The sequence below is a fragment of the Microlunatus parietis genome (genome assembly GCF_013407955.1).
GTDB lineage: Bacteria > Actinomycetota > Actinomycetes > Propionibacteriales > Propionibacteriaceae > Microlunatus > Microlunatus parietis.
This window is the reverse complement of record NZ_JACCBU010000001.1, coordinates 1,561,890-1,585,055: the sequence shown is the minus strand read 5'-3', so window position 1 is coordinate 1,585,055 and position 23,166 is coordinate 1,561,890. Positions and strand designations below refer to the sequence as shown.

19 protein-coding genes and 1 pseudogene are annotated in these 23,166 nt (G+C 69.0%); 11 read left to right on the top strand and 9 right to left on the bottom strand.

Annotated features, from left to right (window positions below; all coding sequences use genetic code 11):
- Nucleotides 1-52: 52 nt before the first annotated feature.
- The 4 genes and pseudogenes from BKA15_RS07500 to BKA15_RS07485 form a co-directional block, all read right to left on the bottom strand.
- Nucleotides 53-847 (bottom strand): polysaccharide lyase family 7 protein, encoded by a 795-nt coding sequence (locus BKA15_RS07500; protein WP_179749483.1) that lies wholly within the window; start codon nt 845-847, stop codon nt 53-55.
- A 95-nt stretch (nt 848-942) separates the two neighbouring features.
- On the bottom strand, nt 943-2,055 hold the full coding sequence (locus BKA15_RS07495; protein WP_179749481.1) for an alcohol dehydrogenase catalytic domain-containing protein: 1,113 nt from the start codon (nt 2,053-2,055) through the stop codon (nt 943-945).
- Nucleotides 2,056-2,174: 119 nt separating this feature from the next.
- A pseudogene (locus BKA15_RS07490) lies at nt 2,175-4,946 on the bottom strand (FAD-binding and (Fe-S)-binding domain-containing protein); the annotation flags it as partial.
- Nucleotides 4,947-5,498: 552 nt separating this feature from the next.
- Nucleotides 5,499-5,963: a MarR family winged helix-turn-helix transcriptional regulator gene (locus tag BKA15_RS07485; protein ID WP_179749479.1), complete on the bottom strand. Its 465-nt coding sequence runs from the start codon at nt 5,961-5,963 to the stop codon at nt 5,499-5,501.
- 116 nt (nt 5,964-6,079) lie between these two features.
- Between BKA15_RS07485 and BKA15_RS07480 the strand changes: the two genes are divergently transcribed.
- Nucleotides 6,080-6,631 carry a YceI family protein gene (locus BKA15_RS07480; RefSeq protein ID WP_179749477.1) on the top strand — a complete coding sequence of 184 codons (552 nt, stop codon included), beginning with the start codon at nt 6,080-6,082 and terminating at the stop codon, nt 6,629-6,631.
- Here the strand turns inward: BKA15_RS07480 and BKA15_RS07475 are convergent.
- The gene (locus BKA15_RS07475) at nt 6,621-7,337 is read right to left on the bottom strand and encodes a permease prefix domain 1-containing protein (RefSeq protein ID WP_179749475.1); all 717 of its coding nucleotides are present in this window, start codon (nt 7,335-7,337) and stop codon (nt 6,621-6,623) included. The genes BKA15_RS07480 and BKA15_RS07475 overlap by 11 nt on opposite strands.
- Nucleotides 7,337-7,657 (bottom strand): PadR family transcriptional regulator, encoded by a 321-nt coding sequence (locus BKA15_RS07470; RefSeq protein ID WP_179749473.1) that lies wholly within the window; start codon nt 7,655-7,657, stop codon nt 7,337-7,339. Before BKA15_RS07470 ends, BKA15_RS07475 begins: the two co-directional genes overlap by 1 nt.
- A gap of 67 nt (nt 7,658-7,724) precedes the next feature.
- Here BKA15_RS07470 and BKA15_RS07465 point away from each other — a divergent pair, with 67 nt between their 5' ends.
- Nucleotides 7,725-8,381 carry a 3'-5' exonuclease gene (locus BKA15_RS07465; RefSeq protein ID WP_179749471.1) on the top strand — a complete coding sequence of 219 codons (657 nt, stop codon included), beginning with the start codon at nt 7,725-7,727 and terminating at the stop codon, nt 8,379-8,381.
- Here the strand turns inward: BKA15_RS07465 and BKA15_RS07460 are convergent, their stop codons facing one another.
- Entirely contained in the window at nt 8,382-9,536 is a 1,155-nt protein-coding gene (locus BKA15_RS07460) for a winged helix-turn-helix domain-containing protein (RefSeq protein WP_179749469.1), read from the bottom strand. It lies immediately after the preceding gene.
- 130 nt (nt 9,537-9,666) lie between these two features.
- Between BKA15_RS07460 and BKA15_RS07455 the strand changes: the two genes are divergently transcribed.
- From BKA15_RS07455 to BKA15_RS07430, 6 genes are all read left to right on the top strand, one after another.
- Nucleotides 9,667-10,149 (top strand): hypothetical protein, encoded by a 483-nt coding sequence (locus tag BKA15_RS07455; RefSeq protein ID WP_179749467.1) that lies wholly within the window; start codon nt 9,667-9,669, stop codon nt 10,147-10,149.
- A complete protein-coding gene (locus BKA15_RS07450; protein ID WP_246322285.1) occupies nt 10,146-11,723 on the top strand; it encodes a multicopper oxidase family protein in 1,578 nt (525 codons plus the stop codon). Before BKA15_RS07455 ends, BKA15_RS07450 begins: the two co-directional genes overlap by 4 nt.
- A gap of 92 nt (nt 11,724-11,815) precedes the next feature.
- Nucleotides 11,816-13,630: an AMP-dependent synthetase/ligase gene (locus tag BKA15_RS07445; RefSeq protein WP_312878854.1), complete on the top strand. Its 1,815-nt coding sequence runs from the start codon at nt 11,816-11,818 to the stop codon at nt 13,628-13,630.
- 470 nt (nt 13,631-14,100) lie between these two features.
- Nucleotides 14,101-14,691, top strand: coding sequence for a hypothetical protein (locus BKA15_RS37475; RefSeq protein WP_446685528.1), 591 nt, complete (start codon nt 14,101-14,103; stop codon nt 14,689-14,691).
- 80 nt (nt 14,692-14,771) lie between these two features.
- Complete coding sequence (locus BKA15_RS07435; protein WP_179749465.1) at nt 14,772-15,401, top strand: hypothetical protein; 630 nt, start codon at nt 14,772-14,774, stop codon at nt 15,399-15,401.
- Nucleotides 15,398-15,670, top strand: coding sequence for a hypothetical protein (locus BKA15_RS07430; protein WP_179749463.1), 273 nt, complete (start codon nt 15,398-15,400; stop codon nt 15,668-15,670). The genes BKA15_RS07435 and BKA15_RS07430 overlap by 4 nt, the downstream gene beginning before the upstream one ends.
- Before the next feature lie 382 nt (nt 15,671-16,052).
- On the opposite strand, the gene BKA15_RS07425 is transcribed toward BKA15_RS07430, so the two are convergent.
- A complete protein-coding gene (locus BKA15_RS07425) occupies nt 16,053-17,273 on the bottom strand; it encodes an ATP-binding protein (RefSeq protein ID WP_179749461.1) in 1,221 nt (406 codons plus the stop codon).
- An 89-nt stretch (nt 17,274-17,362) separates the two neighbouring features.
- On the opposite strand from BKA15_RS07425, the gene BKA15_RS07420 reads away from it, so the two are divergent.
- Complete coding sequence (locus BKA15_RS07420; RefSeq protein ID WP_179749459.1) at nt 17,363-17,989, top strand: SET domain-containing protein-lysine N-methyltransferase; 627 nt, start codon at nt 17,363-17,365, stop codon at nt 17,987-17,989.
- Nucleotides 17,990-18,105: 116 nt separating this feature from the next.
- On the opposite strand, the gene BKA15_RS07415 is transcribed toward BKA15_RS07420, so the two are convergent.
- A complete protein-coding gene (locus BKA15_RS07415; protein ID WP_179749458.1) occupies nt 18,106-19,167 on the bottom strand; it encodes a LacI family DNA-binding transcriptional regulator in 1,062 nt (353 codons plus the stop codon).
- Between the two features lie 155 nt (nt 19,168-19,322).
- Here BKA15_RS07415 and BKA15_RS07410 point away from each other — a divergent pair, with 155 nt between their 5' ends.
- Together BKA15_RS07410 and rhaI are read left to right on the top strand one after the other, a co-directional pair.
- Nucleotides 19,323-21,887, top strand: coding sequence for a family 78 glycoside hydrolase catalytic domain (locus BKA15_RS07410; RefSeq protein ID WP_179749455.1), 2,565 nt, complete (start codon nt 19,323-19,325; stop codon nt 21,885-21,887).
- Entirely contained in the window at nt 21,887-23,053 is a 1,167-nt protein-coding gene (rhaI, locus tag BKA15_RS07405) for an L-rhamnose isomerase (RefSeq protein WP_179749453.1), read from the top strand. The genes BKA15_RS07410 and rhaI overlap by 1 nt, the downstream gene beginning before the upstream one ends.
- Nucleotides 23,054-23,166: the final 113 nt, after the last annotated feature.

Below are 23,166 nucleotides of genomic sequence, written 5' to 3'. Positions count from 1 at the left end.
ATCCGGGGTCGGCACGTCCGCCTTGTGCTCGGTGCGCGTTCGCGATCAGGCGTCAGTCCTGGTGGCTCACTGCGAGCCCGAAGATCTGCACCTCGCCGAAGTTGGAGTCGTCGCAGGGATCGGACCGCTCGCAGTTGGCCTGGGTGTAGGCGCCGGCCTTGAAGTAGGCGCTGTCGGAGTCCACCTCGATCGTGGTCTCCAGCTCGCCGTTGTAGTAGACCTCGATCGCGCCGCCGGTCGCCCGGAACTCGGCGGTGAACCGGGTGCCAAGCTGATAGTCGGCGGTGATCAGGTGATAGCGGGAGTTGTCGTCGTTGGTGACGTACAACTCCGAGCCGTTGAGCCGGATCGTGGTCAGGTCGTCGCCGCCGCCGTGGATCTGGGCTGCCACGACCTCCGGCTTCTCGGCCGGCAGTGCCGTGATCGCCTCCTCGACGGTCATGATGTGGGTGCCCTCCGACGTCGACCATTCGGCCTCGTCGGACCCGTCGGCGGTCATCTCCCGCAGTTCGGACCGCGGGTAGCTCGAGCCGCCGGTGGTGACGCCGTTGACGGCAGCCCGGAACTGCACCCCGTCGCAATCCTCGAGCGCAACGAACCACGGATCGGCGGCGAACTCGGCGAGTTCGGGCTGGGTCACTTCCTGGGGATCCTCGTCTCCGCCGGTGGGCAGGGTGACCTTCCAGCCGGTCAGGTCGAGCACGTCGGCCGGGTAGCTGCACTCCGCCGGCGCGGCCACGGCCGCAGTCGGGGCACCGAGGGAGGCGACGGGAGCCAGGAGCACCAGGGTCAGGGCGAGCTTCAACAGTCGGGGGCGAGGGTCGCTGATTCTGGATGGGGTCCGCATGAGGCCATGCAAGTCCCACCGGGCACGCCGTGGCAAGAGACGTCACGAACAATTCAGCTGTCCGCCAGGCTGGACAACGCGACCGATCGCGCTGCTCAGGCCTCGTCGAAGATGATCACCTGGCGGATGGCATGACCGTCGGCGAGTTCGTCCAGCGCGATGTTGATCTTGTCCAGGGTGATCCGGGAGGAGATCAGGGACTCGACCGGGAGCCGGCCGTCGCGCCAGAGCTGGGCGTAGCGCGGGATGTCGCGGGAGGGGACGGCGGAGCCGAGGTAGCTGCCGGTGATCGTCCGCGCCTCGGCGGTCAGACCGAGCGGCGAGATCGTGGCCTGGGCGGTGGGTGCGGGCAGCCCGACCGTGACGGTCGTGCCGCCGATCCCGGTCAGCGCGACCGCGGTCTCGAAGGCCCGTACGTTTCCGGCGGCCTCGATCACCACCGGCGCCTTGAGGCCGGCGGCCAGCGCCTCGTCCGGCCGGTAGACCGCGTCGGCGCCGAGGGCGGTGGCGTAGGCCAGCTTCTCCGGTACGGCATCGACGCCGATCACCCGGCCCAGCCCGAGCGAGCGGGCCGTGATCAAGGCGGCCATGCCGACACCGCCCAACCCGACCACGATCACCGTGTCGCCGGCGGACGGGTGCCCGGCGTTGATCACCGCGCCGCCGCCGGTCAGCATCGCGCAGCCCAGCACAGCCGCGACGTCCGGCGGCACGTCATCCTCCACCGGCACCATCGAGCGCCGGTTGATCACCGCGTGGGTGGCGAAGCCGGAGACGCCGAGATGGTGGTGCACCGGGCCCTCGGGGCCGCGCAGCCGACGTTCGCCGCCGAGCAACGTACCGCCGTTGTTGGCGGCCGATCCGACGGAGCAGGGCAGCCGGCCGTCGGTGCCGCAGCCGGCGCACTCGCCGCAGCGGGGCAGGAACGCCATCACCACGCGCTGCCCGGGCTGAAGATCATCGACGCCCGGCCCGGTCTCGACCACCCGCCCGGCAGCCTCGTGACCGAGCAGCATCGGCGTCGGTCGCGGCCGGTTGCCGTCGACCACTGAAAGGTCCGAGTGACACAGACCGGCGGCCTCGATCCGGACCAGCACCTCGCCCGGCCCGGGCGGGTCCAGTTCCAGCTCGATGATCTTGAGCGGCGCGGTCTCGCGGAAGGGCCGCTCGGCGCCGATCCGGTCCAGCACGGCACCCTGGATGATCATGGTCGTCTCCGAACGTCGTCGTTGCGGGGCTCGGGTGAGTCGATCACCGGCAGCGTACGCCGGACGGCCGGGCCGACCGTCGGGGGAGCCGGCCGCCGGGCAGCGGGGCGCGGTGCCCGGGCCAGCAGCTCGGCCAGCGTGATCGCCGGCTGGTCGGCGAGTTCGGCGAGCTGGGTCCGGCAAGAGAACCCGTCGGCCAGGACCAGCGCGTCCGGGTGCGCGGCGACGGCGGGCAGCAGATCGTGTTCGGCGACCGCGACCGACACCTCGTAGTGGCCCTTCTCGACACCGAAGTTGCCGGCCAGGCCGCAGCAGCCGCCGACCGTGGTCACGGCCGCGCCGGTCGACGCCAGCAGCGCCGCGTCGGTCTGCCAGCCGATGATCGAAGCATGGTGGCAGTGCGGCTGGACGACGAGCTCGACCCCGGTGAGGTCAGGCGGCGTCCAGCCCTCGGTCCGGTCCAGCAGTTCGGCGAGGGTGAGCACACCGGCGGCGACCTCGGGCACCCGGGGATCGTCCGGCAGCAGCTCGGCGGCGTCGCTGCGCCAAACGGCCAGGCAGGACGGTTCGACTCCGACCACCGGCACCCCGGCCGCGATCTCGGGGTGCAGCACGTCGAGCGCCTGGCGCAGTTGCCGCCGGGCGCCGTCCAACTGGCCGGTGCTGATCCAGGTCAGGCCGCAGCAGGCGGTTCGCTCCAGCAGCCGCGGCGCGTAGCCCGCGTCCTTGAGCACCTCGACCACCGCTGCCGCGCCGTCGCCCGTGAAGCAGTCGGAGAACGAGTCGACCCAGACGATCACCGGACGCCCGGCGCCGCCGGTCCGGCTGCGGACCCGCTTCCGCGCCGGCCGGTCGGCGAAGCGCGGCAGTTGCCGCCGCTGATCGACGCCGGCGCTCCACTTGATCACCGACCGTACGCCCGGCAGTCCCATTCCGGTGTTGATCACTCCGGCCAGTGCCCCGAGCCGGGTGATCAACCGGCCCCAGCGCGGCAGCCAGCCGAGTGTGTAGTGGCTGCGCGGCCGCACCCGGCCGCGGTAACTGTGATCGAGCACCTGCGCCTTGTACGTCGCCATGTCGATCCCGGTCGGGCAGTCCCGCGCACATCCCTTGCAGGAAAGGCAGAGATCGAGCGCCTCGTGCACCTCGGGGGAGCGCCAGCCCTGGTCCACCAGGCTGCCGTTGATCATCTCCTGCAGCACCCGGGCGCGACCGCGGGTGGAGTCCTTCTCGTCCCGGGTCGCCTGGTACGACGGGCACATCACGCCCAGCCCCGGCGTGCCGTTGGCCAGGCACTTCCCGACCCCGCTGCAGTGGTGGACGGCCTCGGCGAAGTGATCGACCCGGCCGACGATCGCCGCGCTCCGGACATCCGCGTCGACCGGGCGCGGGTCGACCAGGACGCCGGGATTGAGCCGGTCGTCCGGGTCGAAGATCGCCTTCACCTTGCCGAACAGGTCGATCGCCTCGGCCGAGTACATCGCGGGCAGCAGGGCGGACCGGGCCCGGCCGTCGCCGTGCTCGCCGGACATCGAGCCCCCGTAGCCGGCCACCAGCTCCGCCGCCGCCTCGACGAAGGTCCGGTACTCAGCCGTACCGCCCGGATCGGTCAGCGGGAAGTCGATCCGGACATGCACGCAGCCGTCGCCGAAGTGCCCGTACGGCAGCCCGTCCAGTCCATGATCACGAAGCAGCGCGTCGAAGTCGCGCAGGTAGCTGCCCAGGCGTTCCGGCGGCACCGCGGCGTCCTCCCAGCCCGGATAGGCAGGCCGGCTCAGGCTGACGCCGGCCAAACCGGCGCCGTCCTCCCGGATTTTCCACAGCGTGAGCGCCCGGGCCGGGTCGTCGACGACGAAGCCGTCCAGCGCCCCCGCGCCGGCCAGCGCGGCGTCCGCCCGGGACCGCAGCTCGGCCGGGTCGTCGCCGACCAGTTCGACCAGCATCCAGCCGTCGCCGCGCGGCAGCGGCGGCACCGCGGCGTCGCCCTTGGCCCGGCGGACCACGTCGACGATCCTCCGGTCCAGTCCCTCGCAGGCCGTCGGCCGGTGTTCCAAGATCAACGGGGTCGCGTCGGCGGCGTCGGCCATGCTCGGGTAGCCGAGCGCGATCATGATCTTGTACGGGGCGTCCGCCACCAGCCGTACCGTCGCGCCGAGGATGATCGCCAGCGTTCCCTCGGTCCCGGCCAGGAAGCGCGGCACGTCGAACCGCTGCTCGGGCAGCAGTTGATCGAGGCTGTAGCCGGACACCTGTCGGCCGAACCGGCCGAACTCGGTCCGGATCGTGCCGAGATGATCACCGACCAGCCCACGCAGCGCGGACAGCGTCGGCGAGCCGTCGGGGGACTGGTCCGGGCCGACCCGGAGCCGTTCGCCGGAGCCGGTGATCACGTCCAGCGCGATCACGTTGTCGGCGGTCTTGCCGTACCCGAGCGCGCGCGGGCCGCAGGCGTTGTTGCCGATCATGCCGCCGATCGTGCAGCGGGTGTGCGTCGAGGGGTCCGGCCCGAACCGCAGACCGTACGGTGCCGCGGCCGCCTGCAGCGAGGCCTGGACGACGCCCGGCTCGACGGTCGCCGTCCGCGCCTCGGGATCGACCGCCTCGATCCGGTTCAGGTGCCGGACGGTGTCGAGGATCAGGCCCGGCCCGACGGCGTTGCCGGCGCACGAGGTGCCGGCACCCCGGGTGGTGATCGGGATCCCGGCGGCCCGGGCGGCCTCGATCGCGGCCACCGCCTCGTCGATCGTGCGCGGTCGCGCCACGGCCTGCGGGACGACGCGGTAGAGGGAGGCGTCGGAGGAGTACAGGGCCCGGGCCAGGGAGCTGTCGTCGAAGATCTCGGCGATCCCGTTGCGCCGGAACTGCTCGGCCAGGTCGAGATTCGCCGCCACCTGCTCGGTCCGCGTACTCACCCGTCGATGGTAGTGAGCACCCACCCCGCCCCGTTCGCAGCCCGGACGCAAGGCCGCAGCGCGAGACCCACGACGCTCGCCGCGCCTGCCGAGGGCGGGCGGGCAGGCTCGGCCCTCGGCAGGCTCAAAGCGCGGTGGCCGCGGCGTCCCGCGGTGTTGATGGCGAACCTTCGGCAGGCTCCGGCGGCGGGCCGGTCGCGGGCGCGGGTTGCGGTGTGCTGGGTGGTGTGCAGGCGGTCGGGTCACGAGGTTCGGGGTGAGTCCGGCCGGGGCGCGGGTTCGCGTGGGGCCGCGATGTTGCAGGCGAGTCGTTCGCGCGGGCTTGGGGTGCGGGCGGGCGCGGGTGCCGGAGTGGCGGCGTCGCGGTGTTGCCGTTCGGCAGGTTCGGGGCGTGGGGCCGGTCGTGAAGTTTGGGTTCGCCGAGCGGACGTTTGGACCTTGATTTTCGCCGTTTCTGCCGGTCAAGGGGTCCGCTCGGCGAGGGGCGGATGGGACGCAGGCGGGTGCGAGGCTCGGGTTGGACCGGTGGGGTCAGGATGCGCCGATGGTGTCCGCGACGGAGGCGAACGCTCGCCCGACGGCGGTGTAGTCCTCGGGGCAGACGGCCTCGACGAAGTTCTCCCGGACGGCCCGGACGTGATCGGGGGCGGCGTCGCGCAGCAGGGCCCGGCCCTGGTCGGAGAGTTCGGCCCAGACGCCGCGCCGGTCGGTCGGGCAGGTGGCTCGGCGGACCAGGCCGGATCGGGCCATCCGGGTGATGGTGTGGGTCAGCCGGGATCGTGACTGATGCACGGCCCGGGCGAGTTCGGACATCCGCAGCCGGTGGCCCTCGGACTCGGAGAGGACCACCAGGATCTCGTACTCCGCGAGGTCGATGCCGTAGCGCCGCAAGCCCGCGTCGAGCAGTTCGCTGAGCCGCGCGCTGCCGAGCAGGTACGCCCGCCAGACCCGCTGCTGTTCCTCGGTCAGCCAGACCGGATTGCCGTCGTCGGTCACCGAACCTCCTTCCCTTCGTCACTCCACGGTAACTCCAGAAAGTTGACCATTCAACTTCCTTGACCTATGCTGAAGTCATTGAAGCCTCAACCAATCTCTACGAGGAGCACATGACTATGAGCCACGACATTCAGGCCGAAACCCTGACCGCGGGCACCTGGGCGATCGACAACTCTCACTCCGAGGTCGGCTTTTCGGTTCGGCACCTGATGTCGAAGGTGCGCGGCACGTTCGCGGACTTCAGCGGCGAGATCATCACCAAGTCGGACGACCCCACCGAGTCCTCGGTGAACGTCGCGATCAAGGTCTCGTCGATCTCCACGAACAACAGCCAGCGCGACGGCCACCTCAAGTCGACCGACTTCTTCGACGCCGACGCGGGCCAGGAGATCACCTTCGCCAGCACCGCGATCACGGCCAAGGGTGACGGCTACGTCATCAGTGGCGACCTGACCATCAACGGGATCACCAAGTCCGTCGACCTGGCCGCCGAGTTCCTCGGTGTGGCCGGCGACGCCTACGGTGCGACCCGGCTCGGCGCCGAGGCGAGCGTCACCATCAACCGGTCCGACTACAAGGTCGACTTCAACGTCCCGCTCGAGGGCGACCGGCTGCTGATCGGCGACAAGGTCGACATCTCGATCAGCCTCCAGGCCGTCAAGTCCTGACCGTCTCCTCGAACGCCCGGCGGCCCGTCCCGAGATGGCGGGCCGCGAGCAGGCTGAGGATGCAGCGGGCTGCCGCCGCGAGGATGATCACCTGGACCGCTCCGGAGAACACCTCGACCAGATCGTGCAGCGACCAGGCGCCGCGCGGGATCAGTTCGCCCCGCCACGGCGAGACCAGGTAGGACGATGCCAGAGTCAGCGCACTGCTGCCGAGCGCGATTCCGATGACGATCCGCGCCGAGGCGGCCGCCGTCCGCTTGCTCCGGGCGTCGCCACGGAGTCGCCGTACGGCGAGCAGCCCGGCCGTGGTCGCACTGATCGTCAGCAGGCCGAACCAATACGCGGTCGGTCCCGGTGGGTTGGCCACCCAGGGAGTGACGTCAGGGCCGGCCAGGACGAGGATGAACCAGGCAGCGATGGTCATCAGATAGCCGATGCTGACCAGGTACGACGTGAGCCGGCAGAGCCGTGCCAGCGAGGCGTTGGCCACCTCGGTGGCGGCGTCGTCGACCGGCCCGAAGTCCGCCACGGCTCGCCGCGCCGCTTCCGGTCGCGGGAACCCGGCTCTCTGATACGCCTCCGCGGCATCGCTCAACCCGTCCCGGACCTCACGCAGCAGACCCGCCGGACGGAGTGGCGGCGGCAGTTGCCGTGCCAATTGCGCGACCACCTCGCTGATCGGGTCGCGGCGACCCAACGTCATCATCACGCCTCTCCCAGCACGCGGCCGACGGCGCCCGAGAACGCCGACCATTCGTTCCGTTCCGCGGCGAGCGCCTTCTGCCCGGCACTGGTCAGCCGGTACGTCCGCCGCCGCCGGCCGTCGACGGTGGACCAACGGCCGCTGATCCAGCCGGCCTCCTCCAGGCGCCGCAGCGCCGGGTAGACCGTTCCGGTCGGCAGCGCGAGCGAGCCGCCCGACCGTACCTGGAGCGCCTCGATCACGGCATATCCGTGCAGCGGCCCCTGTTCGATCACCGCCAGCAAGAGCCCGTCCAGGTGGCCCTTGACCCGATCGCTCGCCATGCCTGCAACTTTACGGGGCTGGCAGGATGCGTCTGGCGGTTCCGGCGACAGCAGAAGAGGTGCAACGGTGGAGACCTTCGTCGTGTTCGATCTCGAGTTCACGTCCTGGCCGGGTGCCAACGCCGCGGACTGGTCGGCGCCGGGGCAGTTGCGGGAGATCATCCAGATCGCGGCGCTGCGGCTGGCGGCGGACACGTACGAGGTCGTGGACGAGTTCGAGGCCCTGGTCCGGCCGGTGCAGAACCCGACACTGTCGCCGTACGTGAGCGAACTGACCGGGATCGAGCAGGGCGAGCTCGACCGGCAGGGCCGGCCGCCCGCGGCTGCACTCGGCGCGTTCCTCGGCTTCTGCCGGCAGCAGGTCGTGGTCTCCTACGGCAACGACATGGTCGTCCTCGGCGAGAACGTCGGCTGGGCCAGGAGCCGCGGCGAGCAGGTGGCGAACGGCTTCCTGGGTTCGGGTTTCGTCAACCTTCGCCCCTTGATCAACTCCCTCGCGCCGGCCACTGCGTCCGCGAACGCCGGACGGCTCTGGTCCGTTTTGGGGCTGCCCAGGCCGGGTGCCGCGGGCGGCCAGCACTCGGCCCTGTTCGACTGCCACTCGCTGGCCGTCGCGCTGCGGGAACTGGGCCGAGACCCGTCCGGACCGGTGCGCCAGTTGATCACCGCGTCGGTACGCGGGACCGCCGGGCTCGGCGCGGTCGATCCGCAGCCGGCGCGATGATCAGGACCGCGCCAGCTGGAAGCGTTCGAAGCGGTCCAGCTCGGCCTCGATCGGTGCCCGGTGCCGGCGCTCGTCGCCCCGGCCCACCCAGGTCCACTGCTGCACCAGCAGGGCGCCTTGATCACGGTCGGTCTTGAAGTCGATCACCGCGACGACCTCGTCGCCGACCAGCACCGGCAACGCGAAGTAGCCGAACACCCGTTTCGCCTTCGGTACGTACGCTTCGAAGACGTGCTCGTAGCCGAAGAACTGGGCGAGCCGCTTGCGCAGAATGATCAACGGGTCGAACGGCGACAGCACGTGCACCAGTTCCTGATCAAGGTCCGGCACCGCGGCCAGGGTGGAAGGCTCGGCCCAGTGCGGCACCTTCTCGGCGCCCTCGATGATCACCGGCACCAGGTCGCCGCGCTTGACCCGCGCCTCGATCAGGGCCCGCACGCCGGCCTTCGCCGGTGGCCGCTGATGATGGCAGGCCGAGCCGATGCTCACCACGCCCTGGGCGGTGAGGGCGCGGTCCAGCAGATGCGTGTGCCACTGCCGCTCGGTGGTGGGCCGGGGCAGCTTGTCCCAGCCGAAATGGCGCTCGGTGAGCTCGTACGTCTTCACCATCCCGGCCCGCTCACTGATCGCCACCTGGCCTCGAAAGAACGCGACCTGGAGTGCGGCCTTGGACGGCTTCCGGCTGGCCCAGGCGTGCGTCTTCTCGACCAGCACGTCGTCCTTGAAGTCACGGACCGTCAGCGGGCCCTCGGCCTTGATCAGTCGAAGCACCCGGCGCACGTCGGCATCCGTCACCGTGCCGAACCACTGCGCCACGGGGCGGCGCCGCTCGCGCATCATCGGCCCGACGCAGTAGCGGAAGTCGCGGGTCGGAACGTAGGCGAGCGCGTGCGTCCAGTATTCGAAGACCGACTTGTCGACCGTCTGGGCGCGCTGCAGGTCCGCCCGCCGGTAGTCCGGGATCCGGCTCCAGAGGATGTGGTGGTGGCAGCGCTCGATCACGTGGATCGTGTCGATCTGCACGTAGCCGAGGTGTTCGACGGCCGCGTGGGTCGCCTCCGGTCCGGCGCCGAACGGAGCGCGGCTGTCGAGTCGCTGGGCCCGCATCCAGATCCGGCGGGCGGCGCTCCTGCTGAGGGTGACGGCGGACGACATGGCCATCACGCTAGCGATCGGTGCCGACATTTCGGCCCGGCCCTGACCCGGGACGTCGCGGGGGTACGGGGTGCCGGATTGGGGGTGATCACCCATGGATGTGTAGACAACCTACTTATATGGTCAGGGCGTGTCCGCATCGACCCTTCCGCAGGCGCCGCCGACGGCGCCGCGCCCGAAACGCCGGCCGTTCTTCGTCGTCAGCCTCGTCCTGCTGCGCGTCTTCGCCGTGCTGCACGTGATCTTCGCGATCATGCAGCCGATCACGATCGGCCAGTACCTCAGCGGTTCCTACGGCATGCTCGCCCAGCACTCCATCTTCGGCCATCTGCTCTCGGCCGCCTCGTTCCTGTTGGGCGTGACCGCGATCATGTACGCGGTCGCCGGCGGCCGGGTCTGGATCGCGGCCGTCGCGGCGCCGCTGTGGCTGGTCGAGAACGTCCAGGTCGGCATGGGATACGCCCGCCTGCTCGGCGTTCACGTACCGCTCGGCGTCGGCCTGGTCACCCTTGCGGTGGTGCTCGCGATCGGTGTCTTCCTGCCCTCGGCCGGCCGCGACCGGCGTCCCCGGGCCGCCCGTACGGCGACCCCAGAGGGATCAGGAACAGCATGAGTGAGAACCGGATGATCATCAGCCGGCGCACGCTGCTGGTCGGCGGCCTGGGAATGGGCGTCGCCGCCGGTGCGACCGGCCTGGCCGGCTGCGCCTCGGGCGAGTCGCCGGAGCAGACGGCCCGGCTGCTGCCCAGCGCCGCTCCGCTGCCGGACCGGTTCAACCGCCCGTTCGCCGTACCGCCCGTCAAGCGGCCCGCCGGGAAGGCCGACGGCGCCACCCGGTACGAGATCACCCAGCGGGCCGCCACGGTCGAGCTGCTGCCGGGGCTGCGTACCGAGATCATGGGGTACGACGGCCTGCTGCCCGGACCGACGATCAAGGCGCGCCGCGGCGAACGGGTGATCGTCCGGCACCGCAACGAACTCACCGTGCCCACGGTGACCCACCTGCACGGCGGCCACACGCCGGCGGCCAGCGACGGCTATCCGGTCGATCTGGTGCTGCCGGCCTCGGGATCGTACGGGCACGGCCACCAGTCCCACACGGCCGACGGGGTGATCACCCGCGGCGTCCGCGACTACGAGTATCCCCATGATCAACGGGCCGCGACGCTCTGGTACCACGATCACCGGATGGACTTCACCGGCCCGCAGGTCTGGCGCGGACTGGCCGGCCTGCATCTGATCACCGATGACGAGGAGGAGGCGCTGCCGCTGCCGGCCGGCGACCGGGACCTTCCGCTGATGGTGATGGACCGGTCGTTCGGGGCCGACGGCTCGCTCGCGTACCCCTCGCTGGATCCCAACCTGGCTTCGATTCCCGGCGTGATCGAGGACTACTCGCCGGGCGTACTCGGTGACGTGATCCTGGTCAACGGGGTGCCCTGGCCGGTGCTCGAGGTGGACGCGGTGCGGTACCGGTTCCGGATCGTCAACGCGAGCAACGCCCGGCGCTACCAGTTCGCCCTGGACCCGGCACCGCCCGGCGGGACGGCGTTCGTCCAGGTCGGCAGCGACGGCGGCCTGCTCACCGCACCGGTGGAGCACAACGACCTGGTCGCCGCTCCGGCCGAGCGGTTCGACGTGGTGATCGACTTCTCGGCCTACCCGGTCGGCACCGAGGTGACCATGATCAACAAGCTCGGCGTCGGCAGCACCGACGCCGTGCTCAAGTTCCGGGTGGTCCGCAAGGCCGCCGACGAGTCCTCGATCCCGGCGAAGCTGAGCACGATCGAGCCGCTCCGGCCGGGCCCGAACGCCCCGGTCCGGGAATGGCGGTTCGCCCGCGAGCGGAACGAGGGACGGGCGCACTGGCGGATCAACGGCCTCGACTTCGACCCGGCCCGGATGGACGCCGAGCCGCGGCTCGGTGAGGTCGAGATCTGGCGGTTCTACTCCGACCTGCACCATCCGGTGCACGTCCACCTGGACCCGTTCCAGGTGATCCGGCGCGGGAACCGGAAGCAGGGTCAGTACGACGCGGGCTGGAAGGACACCGTCGATCTGCGGCCGTGGGAGACGGTCGAGGTGGCTGTCCGGTTCACCGAACACGCCGGCCGGTTCGTGCTGCACTGCCACAATCTCGAGCACGAGGACATGATGATGATGGCAGCGTTCCGGACCGTCGGCTGAGCCCGTACCCGGTAACGACTCGGAACCAACGCGCATCCGGGCGGCGATACTTGGCTACCCTCTGCATAGACCGAGCAGATGAGGTGGAGAGAGTGACGGATACCACGGGTGCAGAGCTGACCCGGCCGGCGTCGGTGGCCGCGATGCTGGTGGAACGGGTCGAGAAATCGGGAACTCAGGAGGCGTATCGGTATCTGGAGGGCGATCGCTGGGTCTCGCTGACCTGGCGGGAGACCAAGGACCGTGCGTACGTTCTCGCCGCCGGACTGCTGGCGCTCGGCGTCGAGCCGGAGGACCGGGTCGCGATCACCTCGGGGACCCGGATGGAGTGGATCCTGGCCGACCTCGGCGTGATGTGCGCGGGCGCGGCGACGACGACGGTCTATCCGACCACGCAGGGCGCCGACGTGGCCTACATCCTGTCCGACTCGGGCTCGCGGGTGATCTTCGCCGAGAACCCGGACCAGGCCCGCAAGGTGCTGGACCACCGCGCCGACCTGGCCGACGTGATCGCGATCGTGCTGATCGAAGGCGAACTGGACGACGAACTGGTGATCACCTGGGCCGAGCTGGAGCGGCGCGGCCGGGAGTTCCTGGCCGAACACCCGAGCGCGATCGACGACACGATCGCGGGCATCAAGCCCGAGCACCTGGCGACGCTGATCTACACCTCGGGCACCACCGGGCGGCCGAAGGGGGTCCGGCTGATCCAGGACTGCTGGACGTACGAGGGGGTGTCGATCGAGGCGTACGACCTGATCGGTCCCGATGATCTTCAGTACCTCTGGCTGCCGCTGTCGCACGTCTTCGGCAAGGCACTGATCACGATCCAGTTGCAGATCGGGTTCGCCACCGCGGTGGAGGGCGCGATCGACAAGATCGTCGACAACCTGTCCGTCGTCAAGCCGACCATGATGGCCGGTGCGCCGCGGATCTTCGAGAAGGTCCGGGCCCGGGTGATGATGGGCGCCTCGCACGGCCTGCGCGGCAAGATCTTCAACTGGGCGTTCGCCGTCGGCCACAAGACGATCCCGATCCGGCTCGAGGGCCGGGAGCCGACCGGCCTGCTCGCGCTGCAGTACAAGATCGCCGACAAGCTGGTCTTCAGCAAGCTGAAGGCACGGATGGGCGGCCGGATCAGGTTCTTCGTCTCCGGGTCCGCGGCGCTCAGCCGCGAGGTGCAGGAGTGGTTCTTCGCGGCCGGCTTGTTGATCTTGGAAGGCTACGGCCTGACCGAGACCAGCGCCGCCTCGTTCGTCAACCACCGCAGGGCTCCGCGGCTCGGCACGGTCGGCCCGCCGGTCCCGGGGACCGAGGTCAAGATCGCCGAGGACGGGGAGATCCTGATCAAGGGCCCCGGGGTGATGTCCGGCTACCACAACCAGCCCGAGGCCACCGCCGAAGTGCTCAGCGAGGACGGCTGGTTCGCGACCGGCGACCTCGGCGAGCTCGATGATCACGGCTACCTGCGGATCACCGACCGCAAGAAGGACCTGATCAAGACCTCCGGCGGCAAGTACGTGGCGCCGCAGAAGGTGGAGGGCATCCTGGTCGCCGCCTGTCCCTACATCAGCCAGATCGTCGTGCACGGGGACGGCCGGAAGTACATCAGCGCCTTGATCACCCTCGATCCGGACGCGATCAGCACCTGGGCCAAGGAGAACGACCTCGAGTTCACCGACCTGGCCAGCCTGGTCGAGCAGCCCGCGGTCCGGCAGCTGATCGACGGCTACGTCACCGAGGCCAACGCCAAGCTGGAACGGTGGGAGACGATCAAGCGCTTCGCCATCCTGCCCGGCGAGCTGAGCGTCGAGTCCGGCGAGGTGACGCCGAGCCTGAAGATCCGCCGGAAGGCGGTCGAGCGCAAGTACTCCGTCCTGCTGGACGGCCTCTACGACCGGGACTGATCAGGTCGCACCGGGCCGGTTCTTTTGAGAGAGCTGATTCCGCTTAGCTCGATCCGTGGACTGACTGGGTGCTGGATCGGCGCGGTGAGTGGGAAAGTGCCTTCTGTGCGGGATGATCTGGATTGTCTAGGCCCGGATCGCCCCGCATCGGAGGGCATTTTCAGTCGCACGCGGGTCTGGTGCCGGTGATGGCGCTGGCCGAGCAGTCCGGCCTGTCGGAGTTGATCACCGAGGGGGTGCGGCTCGGGTCGAGGCGGGTGCGGTCGGCGCGGTGAACCCGGCGGGCAAGATCACCTCGATCATCGCGGGGATGACCGCGGGCGCGGACAGTATGGACGATCTGGACGTGATGCGCACGGGCGGGATGGCCCGGCTGTTCGCCGAGGTGTATGCGCCGGCCACGTTGGGTCAGTTCCTGCGGAAGTTCTCATGGCCATGCCTTGCAGTTGGCGTCTGCCGCGCGAGCGCTTTTGATCAATCTGGCCCAGCACAGCGGGGTGCTGCCGGCTTTGGCCCAGCTGGCGTATGTCGATATCGATTCGCTGCTGCGACCGGTCTACGGTCATGACAAGCAGTGCGCGAGTTTCGGGCACACCAAGATCGCCGGGAACCAGGTCCTGCGCCGCGGGTTGTCGCCGCTGGCGACCACGATCAGCACGCCGCTCGCCGCGCCGGTGGTGGCCGGGATCCGACTGAGTGCCGGCAAAGCGGGATCGGGTAAAGGCGCTGCCTCGATGGTGGCCGAGGCCAGTCGGCGGCCGCGGCCGAGCCCTCCTCGGCGATGGGACCGGCCGTGGCCGCAACGCCAGCCGCAACGCCTTCCGGGCATGATCACGGTGCCAGCCCGTCGTCGCGCACAACTCGTCCAGGATCACCACCTTCTGCCCCTCGAAGCCGACCGGTACCGCACCGCCACCGTCTTGGTGACGGCCTGCCGCTGCCTCATCGTCAAACCCATGTCTCACACTCAGCCCGCCGGCCCGCACCCCGGCGGAGGCGCACCGCTACGCGGGCATTCCGCTCATGAAGCAACGAACCCGTTTCGCGGGCATTTTCCGTGAGTCAACGCGAGGTCTTGACAGACCGCTCATCCCTCCTGTGTCCTGCAATGTTCGTCTTCTAGCGGAGAAGGGGAAGCGGGATGAGACATGTAGCAGGATGGGTTTCAAGGCTGCTGCTGGCACTGGCGCTGGTACCGGTAGGGCTGCTGACTGTAGCGGCCTGCAAGCCGTGTCCACCGGGTGTAAGGGCTGACCTGAGGGCTGAGCAGCGCGCCGAGGACGCAGACATTGGTGACTTGCTGAAGCAGTCGGAGAAGGACAAGGAGCTAGCCAAGGGTCCGAAGAAGCCCAACGCCAATGAAGGTCAGGGTGGGGTCAACGCCAGGGGTAACGGTGGTCCCCCGGCTGGCTGCCCTCCCGGTGGCGGCAAGCCTGGCAACAGTGGTGGGCAGTTCAACAAGAACCTCTTCGGTGCCAAGGGAACCAAGATCAATGGATCGCAAAGCCTCATCGACCGCAGACCTATCGGTAAGGACACGACCTTCCGGATGGATGTGGAGAACCCTAAGCCTGGCTACGTAGAGGGCAATATCCATGTTCAGCTTGGCGGTAAGGGCTCCACTCACTACTATTGGCGAAGCGGTACCAGGTTCACTGACAAGGACGGCGATGAGTTGCCGAAGGTTGCGCGCACCTTCATAGAGAACAACAAGAGCTACATCGAGAGTCGAATCAATCGTGGACTGACCGTCCTAGGAGAGAAGAAGTGAAATACGACGGAGAAATAGACACCTGGCGAGTGAAGTTGAAGAATGGCAGCAGCGTGCTGCTTTTGGCCGACATGCATGGCGAGACGAGTACTCACCATCTCTTCAGCATTCTGGTTGACGCGACGAAGGAAGAGCAGGAGCGCCTACATTTGGAGGGCACTACTCCAACGAACCCTGAGCGAGTTCTAGTGTCTGTCGCAGCTTTCGCACTTGATGATGTGGAGGACATTCAATCAGGCGAGTCCTGGAAAGAGGTTCCGGCAGAGTAGACAGACAAACCCCGGTTAGGGTCCGCTATGGACTCGGCCGGGGTCTTTGTCATTTCCGGCTGCCTTGTCTACACACGTCCTTGGCTGACAAATCGCGTGGATGAATGCGCCCAGGTCTTGGTCAACCTGCCGAACTTGCTCTTCCTCGGAGAGTGCTTCCCATTCTTCACGTCCTTCTTGCACTTCGGGTACGGGCGCTCGCGAGCGGAGCATAGTATTGAGGATCACTAGACCACGGCCTGTGGTTTCCTCCGTCGAACACGTCGCAGAACTTGTGTTGATCGCGCCAGCCAGATTCAGCCACAAACCATGTCTTCTTAAGCTGGCTCAGTAGGTAGAAGCGCGAGTACTGGTTGTCATCGCTGTAGGTTGTGGCCCTTAACTAAGCACCCAGACATCCGAGTGGCACGACGTGGACTCCATCATCCCGCGTGTAGGCAAGGGAGCCTGCGGTGATCACCGCCAGGGCCTTGGGTTGTCGTGCGACGCGCTCGGCGAGTCGGGTGAGTGATGCCGCCGCCTTGTCGAGTTCAGACTCACCCATCTTGACCTCAATCCCAACCCAGTCGCCATCTCTGGTTTCGAGGACGAAGTCAACCTCGAGCCGGGCGTCGTGCTCCCGATAGTGGAACAGCGACGCGCCGGCGGCCTCGGCATAGGTCCGCAGGTCGTGTCCGACGAGACTCTCGAACAGGAATCCCGTCGTCTCCAAGTCGGTAAGCATCCGTGCGGGCGACATCTGGAGTAAGGACGCCGCGAGCGATGGATCGCCGAGTTGGCGCTTCGGAGTCATCGTCAGCCTTTTCGAGGAGCGCACCGCCGGTTCCCAGGCCGGCACCTCGTCGATGATCTTCATCCGGCGCAGTGCATCCAGGTAGGGATCAGCGACATAGCGTGACGGCGCCCTGGTGTCTTCGTCGACGTCGTCGCGCGCACGCCGCACGATCGTGCTGATCGTCGCGGGCTGGGATATCAGTTGCGCGTAGGCATGGAGAAAGCGGCCAACCAAGCGTGGATTGCGAGGGCTGCCGGAGACCTCTGCGATGTCGTGCTCGATGATCATGTCGAGGTACCCGTCGAGGAAGGTGCGCGCAGTAGTCTCGTCGGCCCCGACCAGCCCCGGCCACCCGCCGACCGCCAGGTGATGCAAGTAGTCCCGGACTTCGAGGGAACTCCGGTCAGGCGGCGGAGTGTCGCCGGCGAGGAGCCCGCCAACCGACACGGTGGGCGTGGTCGCCTGCTTTTCAGCAAGGGTCATCGTCCGCATCTGTACGATCCCGAACCGTCCGGCTCCGGAGTGACGAGGGACGTCGTCAGAAGGAGTCGCGGATCCGGTGAGCACGAACTGCCCGGTCAGTCGTCGGTCATCGACGGCGCGGCGGACCGCATCCCAGATTCGTGGTGCACGCTGCCACTCGTCCAGGAGTCTTGGCGAGTCTCCGTTCAGAACCAGCCTCGGGTCGAGGTCGACGGCCATCGCGGCGCTCGGATCAGAGTCGAGCAGCACTTCGCTCGCCGCAATCTGGCGCGCCGTCGCGGTCTTCCCGCAGCCCTTGACGCCTTCGATGAGGACTGCGCCCATGGCGTCGAGCTGACGATACACACTCTGCAACCAACAAAATACACGGATTCCAGGCAACAGAAAGCACGCGCCGCGAGAGCATCGGCGGTAGGGACGGGTAGCCTCGCCCGGTGGACGACGTGAGACTCGGACCCGGGGAGTTGGCCGGCACCGGCGTGTACGCGGCTCGGGACTTCGCCGCCGGCGAGGTGGTGCTGGACTTCGAGCTGCAACCGCTCGACGAGCGCGAGTACCGGGCGCTGCCGGCGGGCGACGACCTGTTCGTGCACAGCTATGGCGGGCGGCGCTATCTCTACCCGGTGCCGGCCCGGTTCGTGAACCACGCCGACGACCCCTCCTGCGTCCAGGACTTCGAGGCGTCCCGGAACATCGCCGTACGGTCGATCGCGGCCGGCGAGCCGATCACGATCGACGCCCGGCAGGAGACGGCGCGCGAGCTGGGCACCTTCCTGGACGCCTACCGGTCGGCGGTGGCCGGCCGCGCCGCCGAGGCCCTGGCCGGCCTGGTCGACGGCGACGCGACCCTGTGGCAGGCGGGCACCGCGCATCGCGGCCGGGATGCTGTCGTCGCGGCACTGCTGACCGGCGACCTGCTGCTGCCGACCGAGCCGGAGTGGGAGCTCGGCACCGGCCGCTGGGAGGCCGTCTGTTCCGCCGACGCCGGCGGCCGTCACCTGACGCTGCTGCTCAAGATCATCACCGGCAACTGGCAGCTGCGCTACCTGCACGCCGGCTGACCGAAGCGCAGCCGCGACCGTTCTTCGCGTCCGCGACCGTTGCAACGGTCGCGGATGGGTGCAAGGGTCGCGGCTGCAGGGGAGCGGACTGTGTCTCGCTGATGGGCCGATCGGGGTCAGGGGGTCCGGCGGCTGGACTCGCGGACGACCAGTTCGGGTTGGAAGACGACCTGCTGGCGGTCCAGGGGCCGGCCCTCGGCAAGGGCTTCGGTCTCGGCGAGCAGGAGTTCGACGGCGGTCTTGCCGATCAGCTCGGACGGCTGGCGGACCGAGGTGAGCGGGACGACGGTGGAGCTGGCGAAGTCGATGTCGTCGTAGCCGACCAGAGCGATGTCGTCGGGCACCGTGAGCGGGCCGAGCAGGGAGAAGGCCTGCAGGACGCCGACGGCGATCAGGTCGTTGGCGGCGAACACGCCGGTGGGGCGGTCGGCCGGCGCTCGTTCGACGATCTCCTGGCCGGCGTCGCGACCGGCCCGTACGGTCAGGTCGGGCTGGGACAGGACCTCGAGCTGGACACCGCGGGTCTCGGCCGCCGCCTTGGTCGCCCCCTGCAGCCGGTCGGCGACCTGGAGGATGTTCAGCGGGCCGCCGACGAAGGCGATCCGCCGGCAGCCCTGCTCGATCAGGTGCCGCACCGCCAGGTACCCGCCGCCGACGTCGTCGACCGAGACCGACGAGAAGTGGCGGCCCTGGGAGAGGCGGTCCACCAGCACGGTGGGCATGCCGCGGTCGCGCAGCCGGGTGAGCCGCTCGTCGACGTCGCCGACGGGGGAGATCAGCACGCCCTGGACCCGCTGCTGCTCGAACAGGTCGATGAAGCCCGACTCGCGGTCGGTGCTCTGGTCGCTGCTGCCGAGCAGGACCGAGAGGTCGGCCTCGGCCGCCCGGTCGCCGGCGCCGCGGGCCACGTCGGTGAAGAACGGGTTGCCGACGTCGAGCACGATCAGCCCGATGGTCCGGCTCTTGCCGGCCCGGAGCTGCCGGGCCGCGTCGTTGCGGACGAACCCGAGGTCCTCGATCGCGCGCTGCACCCGCTCCCGGGTCGCCTCGGCCACCTTCTCGGGACGATTCAGCACATTGGAGACGGTGCCGAGCGCCACGCCGGCGCGTTCCGCGACATCGCGGATGCTCACCTGCGGCTTCGGGCCCCGAGCCGGCGTGCGTTCGTCTGCTGGCATGCGAGAAACCTAATCCCGGGCCAGGGACGGCGCCACCGACAGGCGGAGACAGTGTTGACAAGGGGCTGCGCGGGATCATAGATTGACCGAAAATCTGAAACGATTCAAAGCTGCGCGTGTGTGACACCACCCCACGACGACGAAGGATGGGCTTCATGACGGTGACGGCTCCGACGGCACTCCGGGTCTCCCGAGTGCTGCTGGAACACAACGACGACCCGAGCACCCTGGGTACGGCGACCCCGCGACTGAGCTGGGCGGTCAAGACGCGTGAGCCGGGCTGGCAGCAGCAGGCGTACGAGATCGGCTACACGCCCGACGGCGGCGAGGAGCAGACGGCCCGGGTCGAGTCGGCCGAGCAGCTGCTGGTCCCGTGGCCGCTGGAGCCGCTGACCTCGCGGGCCCGCGGCACCGTCACGATCAAGGCGTACGGTCCCGACGGCGCGGTCGCCGAGAGTGATCCGGTCGCGATCGGCGTCGGCCTGCTGGAGGCGTCCGACTGGCAGGCCAGGTTCGTCGGTCCGGCCGGTCAGGGCCTGGACGACCCGGCGCCGATCGTGTTCACCTCGGCCGAGATCGCCGGCGAGATCGCCTCGGCCCGGCTGTACGTGACCGCGCTCGGCTGGTACCGCTTCGCGATCAACGGGACCCGGGTCGGCGACGAGGAGCTGGCACCCGGCTGGACCGCGTACCACAGCCGGCTGCGCTACCAGAGCTTCGACGTCACAGACCTGCTGACCAGCGGCGAGAACCGGCTCCAGGCCGTCCTCGGCAACGGCTGGTTCCGCGGCCAGATGACCTGGGACCTGCACCGCGCGCACTACGGCGACAAGCTGGCGCTGCTGGCCCAGCTGGAGATCACCAAGGCCGACGGCACCACCCAGGTGATCAAGACCGACGAGACCTGGCAGGCCTGCGCCAGCGGGATCCTGGCCGACGACTTCTACGACGGGCAGCGGACCGACCTGTCGGTGTCGCTCGACCCGGCGGGCAAGGACGCCAAGGGCGTCGAGCTGGTCGAGTGGGACCTGCCCACCCTGTTCGCGCCGTACGGACCGCCGATCCGGGTTGTGGAAACCCTTCCGGTGAAGGAGATCATCACCTCGCCGTCCGGGAAGACGATCATCGACTTCGGCCAGAACCTGGTCGGCTGGGTCCGACTGAAGACCCGCGGCCAGGCCGGTGCCGAGGTGATCATCCGGCACGCAGAGGTGCTCGAACATGGCGAGCTCGGGGTCCGTCCGCTGCGCAAGGCGAAGGCGACCGACAGCTATCTGCTGTCCGGCGGCGACGACGCCTGCGAGCCGCTGTTCACGTTCCACGGCTTCCGCTACGCCGAGGTGACCGGCGTCGATGATCTTGACCCGAGTCGGGTGGAGGCGGTCGCGATCAGCTCCGACCTGCGCCGCACCGGGACCTGGGCCAGCTCTCATGATCAACTCAACCAGCTGCACCAGAACGTGGTCTGGGGGATGCGCGGCAACTTCCTCGACGTGCCGACCGACTGCCCGCAGCGCGACGAGCGGCTCGGCTGGACCGGCGACATCCAGGTCTTCTCGCCGACCGCGAGCTACCTGTTCCACACCAACGGGTTCCTCTCCAACTGGCTGGCCGACCTGGCCGTCGACCAGTGGGAGGACGGGTCGGTGCCGAGCGTCATCCCGAACGTGCTCGGCGAAACGCACAGCGGCGCGGCCGCAGCGGCCTGGGGTGATGCAGCGGCTGTCGTCCCGACCGTGCTCTGGCAGCGGTTCGCGGACCGGGACCTGCTCGGCACGCAGTTCCCGAGCATGAAGGCCTGGGTGGACAAGCTGATCAGCCTCGCCACCGACGACGGCCTCTGGCTCGGCGGTTTCCAGTACGGCGACTGGCTGGACCCGACCGCACCGCCGGAGAATGCGGCGAAGGCCCAGGTCAGCCCGGACGTGGTCGCGACCGCCCACCTGATCCGGTCCGCCGGCCTGGTTGCCGACGCGGCCGAGCTGCTCGGCAAGGACGACGAGGCCAAGCACTACCGCGAGGTGTCCGAGCGCAGCCGGCAGGCGTTCGTCGACGAGTTCGTCACCGGCTCCGGCCGGGTGCTCGGCGACTGCCAGACCGCGTACGCGATGGCCCTGGTCTGGGACTTCCTGCCGGAGGACCGCCGTGATCATGCCGGCAAGCGGCTGGCCGAGCTGGTCGAGCAGGCCGACTTCAAGGTGAGCACCGGCTTCGTCGGCACGCCGCTGATCCTGGACGCGCTGGAGCTGGCCGGCCGGCCGGACCTGGCCTGGAAGATGATCACCGCGACCGAGAACCCGTCCTGGCTCTACCCGGTCACCATGGGCGCCACGACGATCTGGGAACGCTGGGACTCGATGCTGCCGGACGGCACCATCAACCCGGGCCAGATGACGTCGTTCAACCACTACGCGTTCGGCGCGGTCGCGGACTGGATGCACCGGCGACTGGCCGGTCTCGCGCCGGCCGAGCCCGGCTACCGCAAGATCACCATCGCGCCGATCGTGCCGGACGGGCTGGACTGGTGCGAGGCTTCGTACGACAGCGGCTACGGTCCGATCAAGGTCCGCTGGGAGCGGTCCGGCGCCCAGGTGCAGCTGACCGCGTCGATCCCGCCCGGGGTCACCGCCGACGTGCGGCTGCCGGACGGGACCGAGCACCAGGTGTCGCACGGTGATCATGCGTGGAGTGCCGTACCGAAGACGAAGGAGGAAGCCTGATGCGTAGCTTTGCCGACATCACCGACGCGCTGGCCGAACAGGCGATCGAGCTGCCGTCCTGGGCGTTCGGGAACTCGGGCACCCGGTTCCGGGTGTTCGGCCAGCCGGGCGTGCCCCGGACGCCGGAGGAGAAGATCGCCGACGCCGCGAAGGTGCACGAATACACCGGCTTGGCGCCGACCGTCGCGCTGCACATCCCGTGGGACAAGGTGGACGACTACGCCAAGCTGGCCGCGTTCGCCCAAGATCACGGGGTCGCGCTCGGCACGATCAACTCGAACACGTTCCAGGACGACGACTACAAGTTCGGCAGCCTGACCCACGTGGACGAGCGGGTCCGCCAGAAGGCGATCGCGCACATGCACGAGTGCATCGAGATCATGACCGCGACCGGTTCGCGGGATCTCAAGATCTGGCTCGCCGACGGCACCAACTACCCGGGCCAGGGTGATCTTCGCGGCCGGCAGGACCGGCTCGCCGCGTCGCTGGCCGAGGTCTATGCGCAGCTCGGCGATGATCAACGGCTGGTGCTGGAGTACAAGTTCTTCGAGCCGGCGTTCTACGCCACCGACGTCCCTGACTGGGGCACCTCGTACGCGCACTGTGTGGCCCTCGGCGAGAAGGCGTTCGTCTGCCTGGACACCGGCCACCATGCGCCGGGCACCAACATCGAGTTCATCGTCACCCAGCTGCTCCGGCTCGGCCGGCTCGGCTCGTTCGACTTCAACTCGCGGTTCTACGCCGACGACGACCTGATCGTCGGTGCGGCCGACCCGTTCCAGCTGTTCCGGATCCTGTACGAGGTCGTCCGCGGCGGTGGCTACGGCAAGGACAGCGGGGTCGCCTTCATGCTCGACCAGTGCCACAACATCGAGCCGAAGATCCCCGGCCAGATCCGTTCCGTGCTGAACGTGCAGGAGATGACCGCCCGGGCCCTGCTGGTCGACACCGACGAACTGCTGGCCGCGGAGAAGGCCGGCGACGTGCTCGGCGCGAACCAGCTCCTGATGGACGCCTTCTACACCGACGTCCGCGGCGACCTCGCCGAATGGCGGGCCGGCCGCGGTCTGCCGGCGGACCCGATGAAGGAGTTCCTGGCCAGCGGCTACCTTGATCAGATCGCGGCCGACCGGGTCGGCGGCGACCAGGCCGGCTGGGGCGCCTGACCTGACCCCACCCGTCCCACTCGCCTCAAGTTTTTCACGTAACGTGAAAAACTGCCGCTTTACCACAGTTACTTCTCTGGTAAAGCGACAAGAAACCTGGTGAAGAGGGCGGG

Bases quoted from the DNA above. Each gene is read 5' to 3' on its own strand.
- BKA15_RS07500 (WP_179749483.1), bottom strand. From the start codon at position 847: ATGCGGACCCCATCCAGAATCAGCGACCCTCGCCCCCGACTGTTGAAG.
- BKA15_RS07495 (WP_179749481.1), bottom strand. From the start codon at position 2,055: ATGATCATCCAGGGTGCCGTGCTGGACCGGATCGGCGCCGAGCGGCCC.
- BKA15_RS07480 (WP_179749477.1), top strand. From the start codon at position 6,080: ATGAGCCACGACATTCAGGCCGAAACCCTGACCGCGGGCACCTGGGCG.
- BKA15_RS07475 (WP_179749475.1), bottom strand. From the start codon at position 7,337: ATGATGACGTTGGGTCGCCGCGACCCGATCAGCGAGGTGGTCGCGCAA.
- BKA15_RS07470 (WP_179749473.1), bottom strand. From the start codon at position 7,657: ATGGCGAGCGATCGGGTCAAGGGCCACCTGGACGGGCTCTTGCTGGCG.
- BKA15_RS07460 (WP_179749469.1), bottom strand. From the start codon at position 9,536: ATGTCGTCCGCCGTCACCCTCAGCAGGAGCGCCGCCCGCCGGATCTGG.
- BKA15_RS07450 (WP_246322285.1), top strand. From the start codon at position 10,146: ATGAGTGAGAACCGGATGATCATCAGCCGGCGCACGCTGCTGGTCGGC.
- BKA15_RS07435 (WP_179749465.1), top strand. From the start codon at position 14,772: ATGAGACATGTAGCAGGATGGGTTTCAAGGCTGCTGCTGGCACTGGCG.
- BKA15_RS07415 (WP_179749458.1), bottom strand. From the start codon at position 19,167: ATGCCAGCAGACGAACGCACGCCGGCTCGGGGCCCGAAGCCGCAGGTG.
- BKA15_RS07410 (WP_179749455.1), top strand. From the start codon at position 19,323: ATGACGGTGACGGCTCCGACGGCACTCCGGGTCTCCCGAGTGCTGCTG.
- rhaI (WP_179749453.1), top strand. From the start codon at position 21,887: ATGCGTAGCTTTGCCGACATCACCGACGCGCTGGCCGAACAGGCGATC.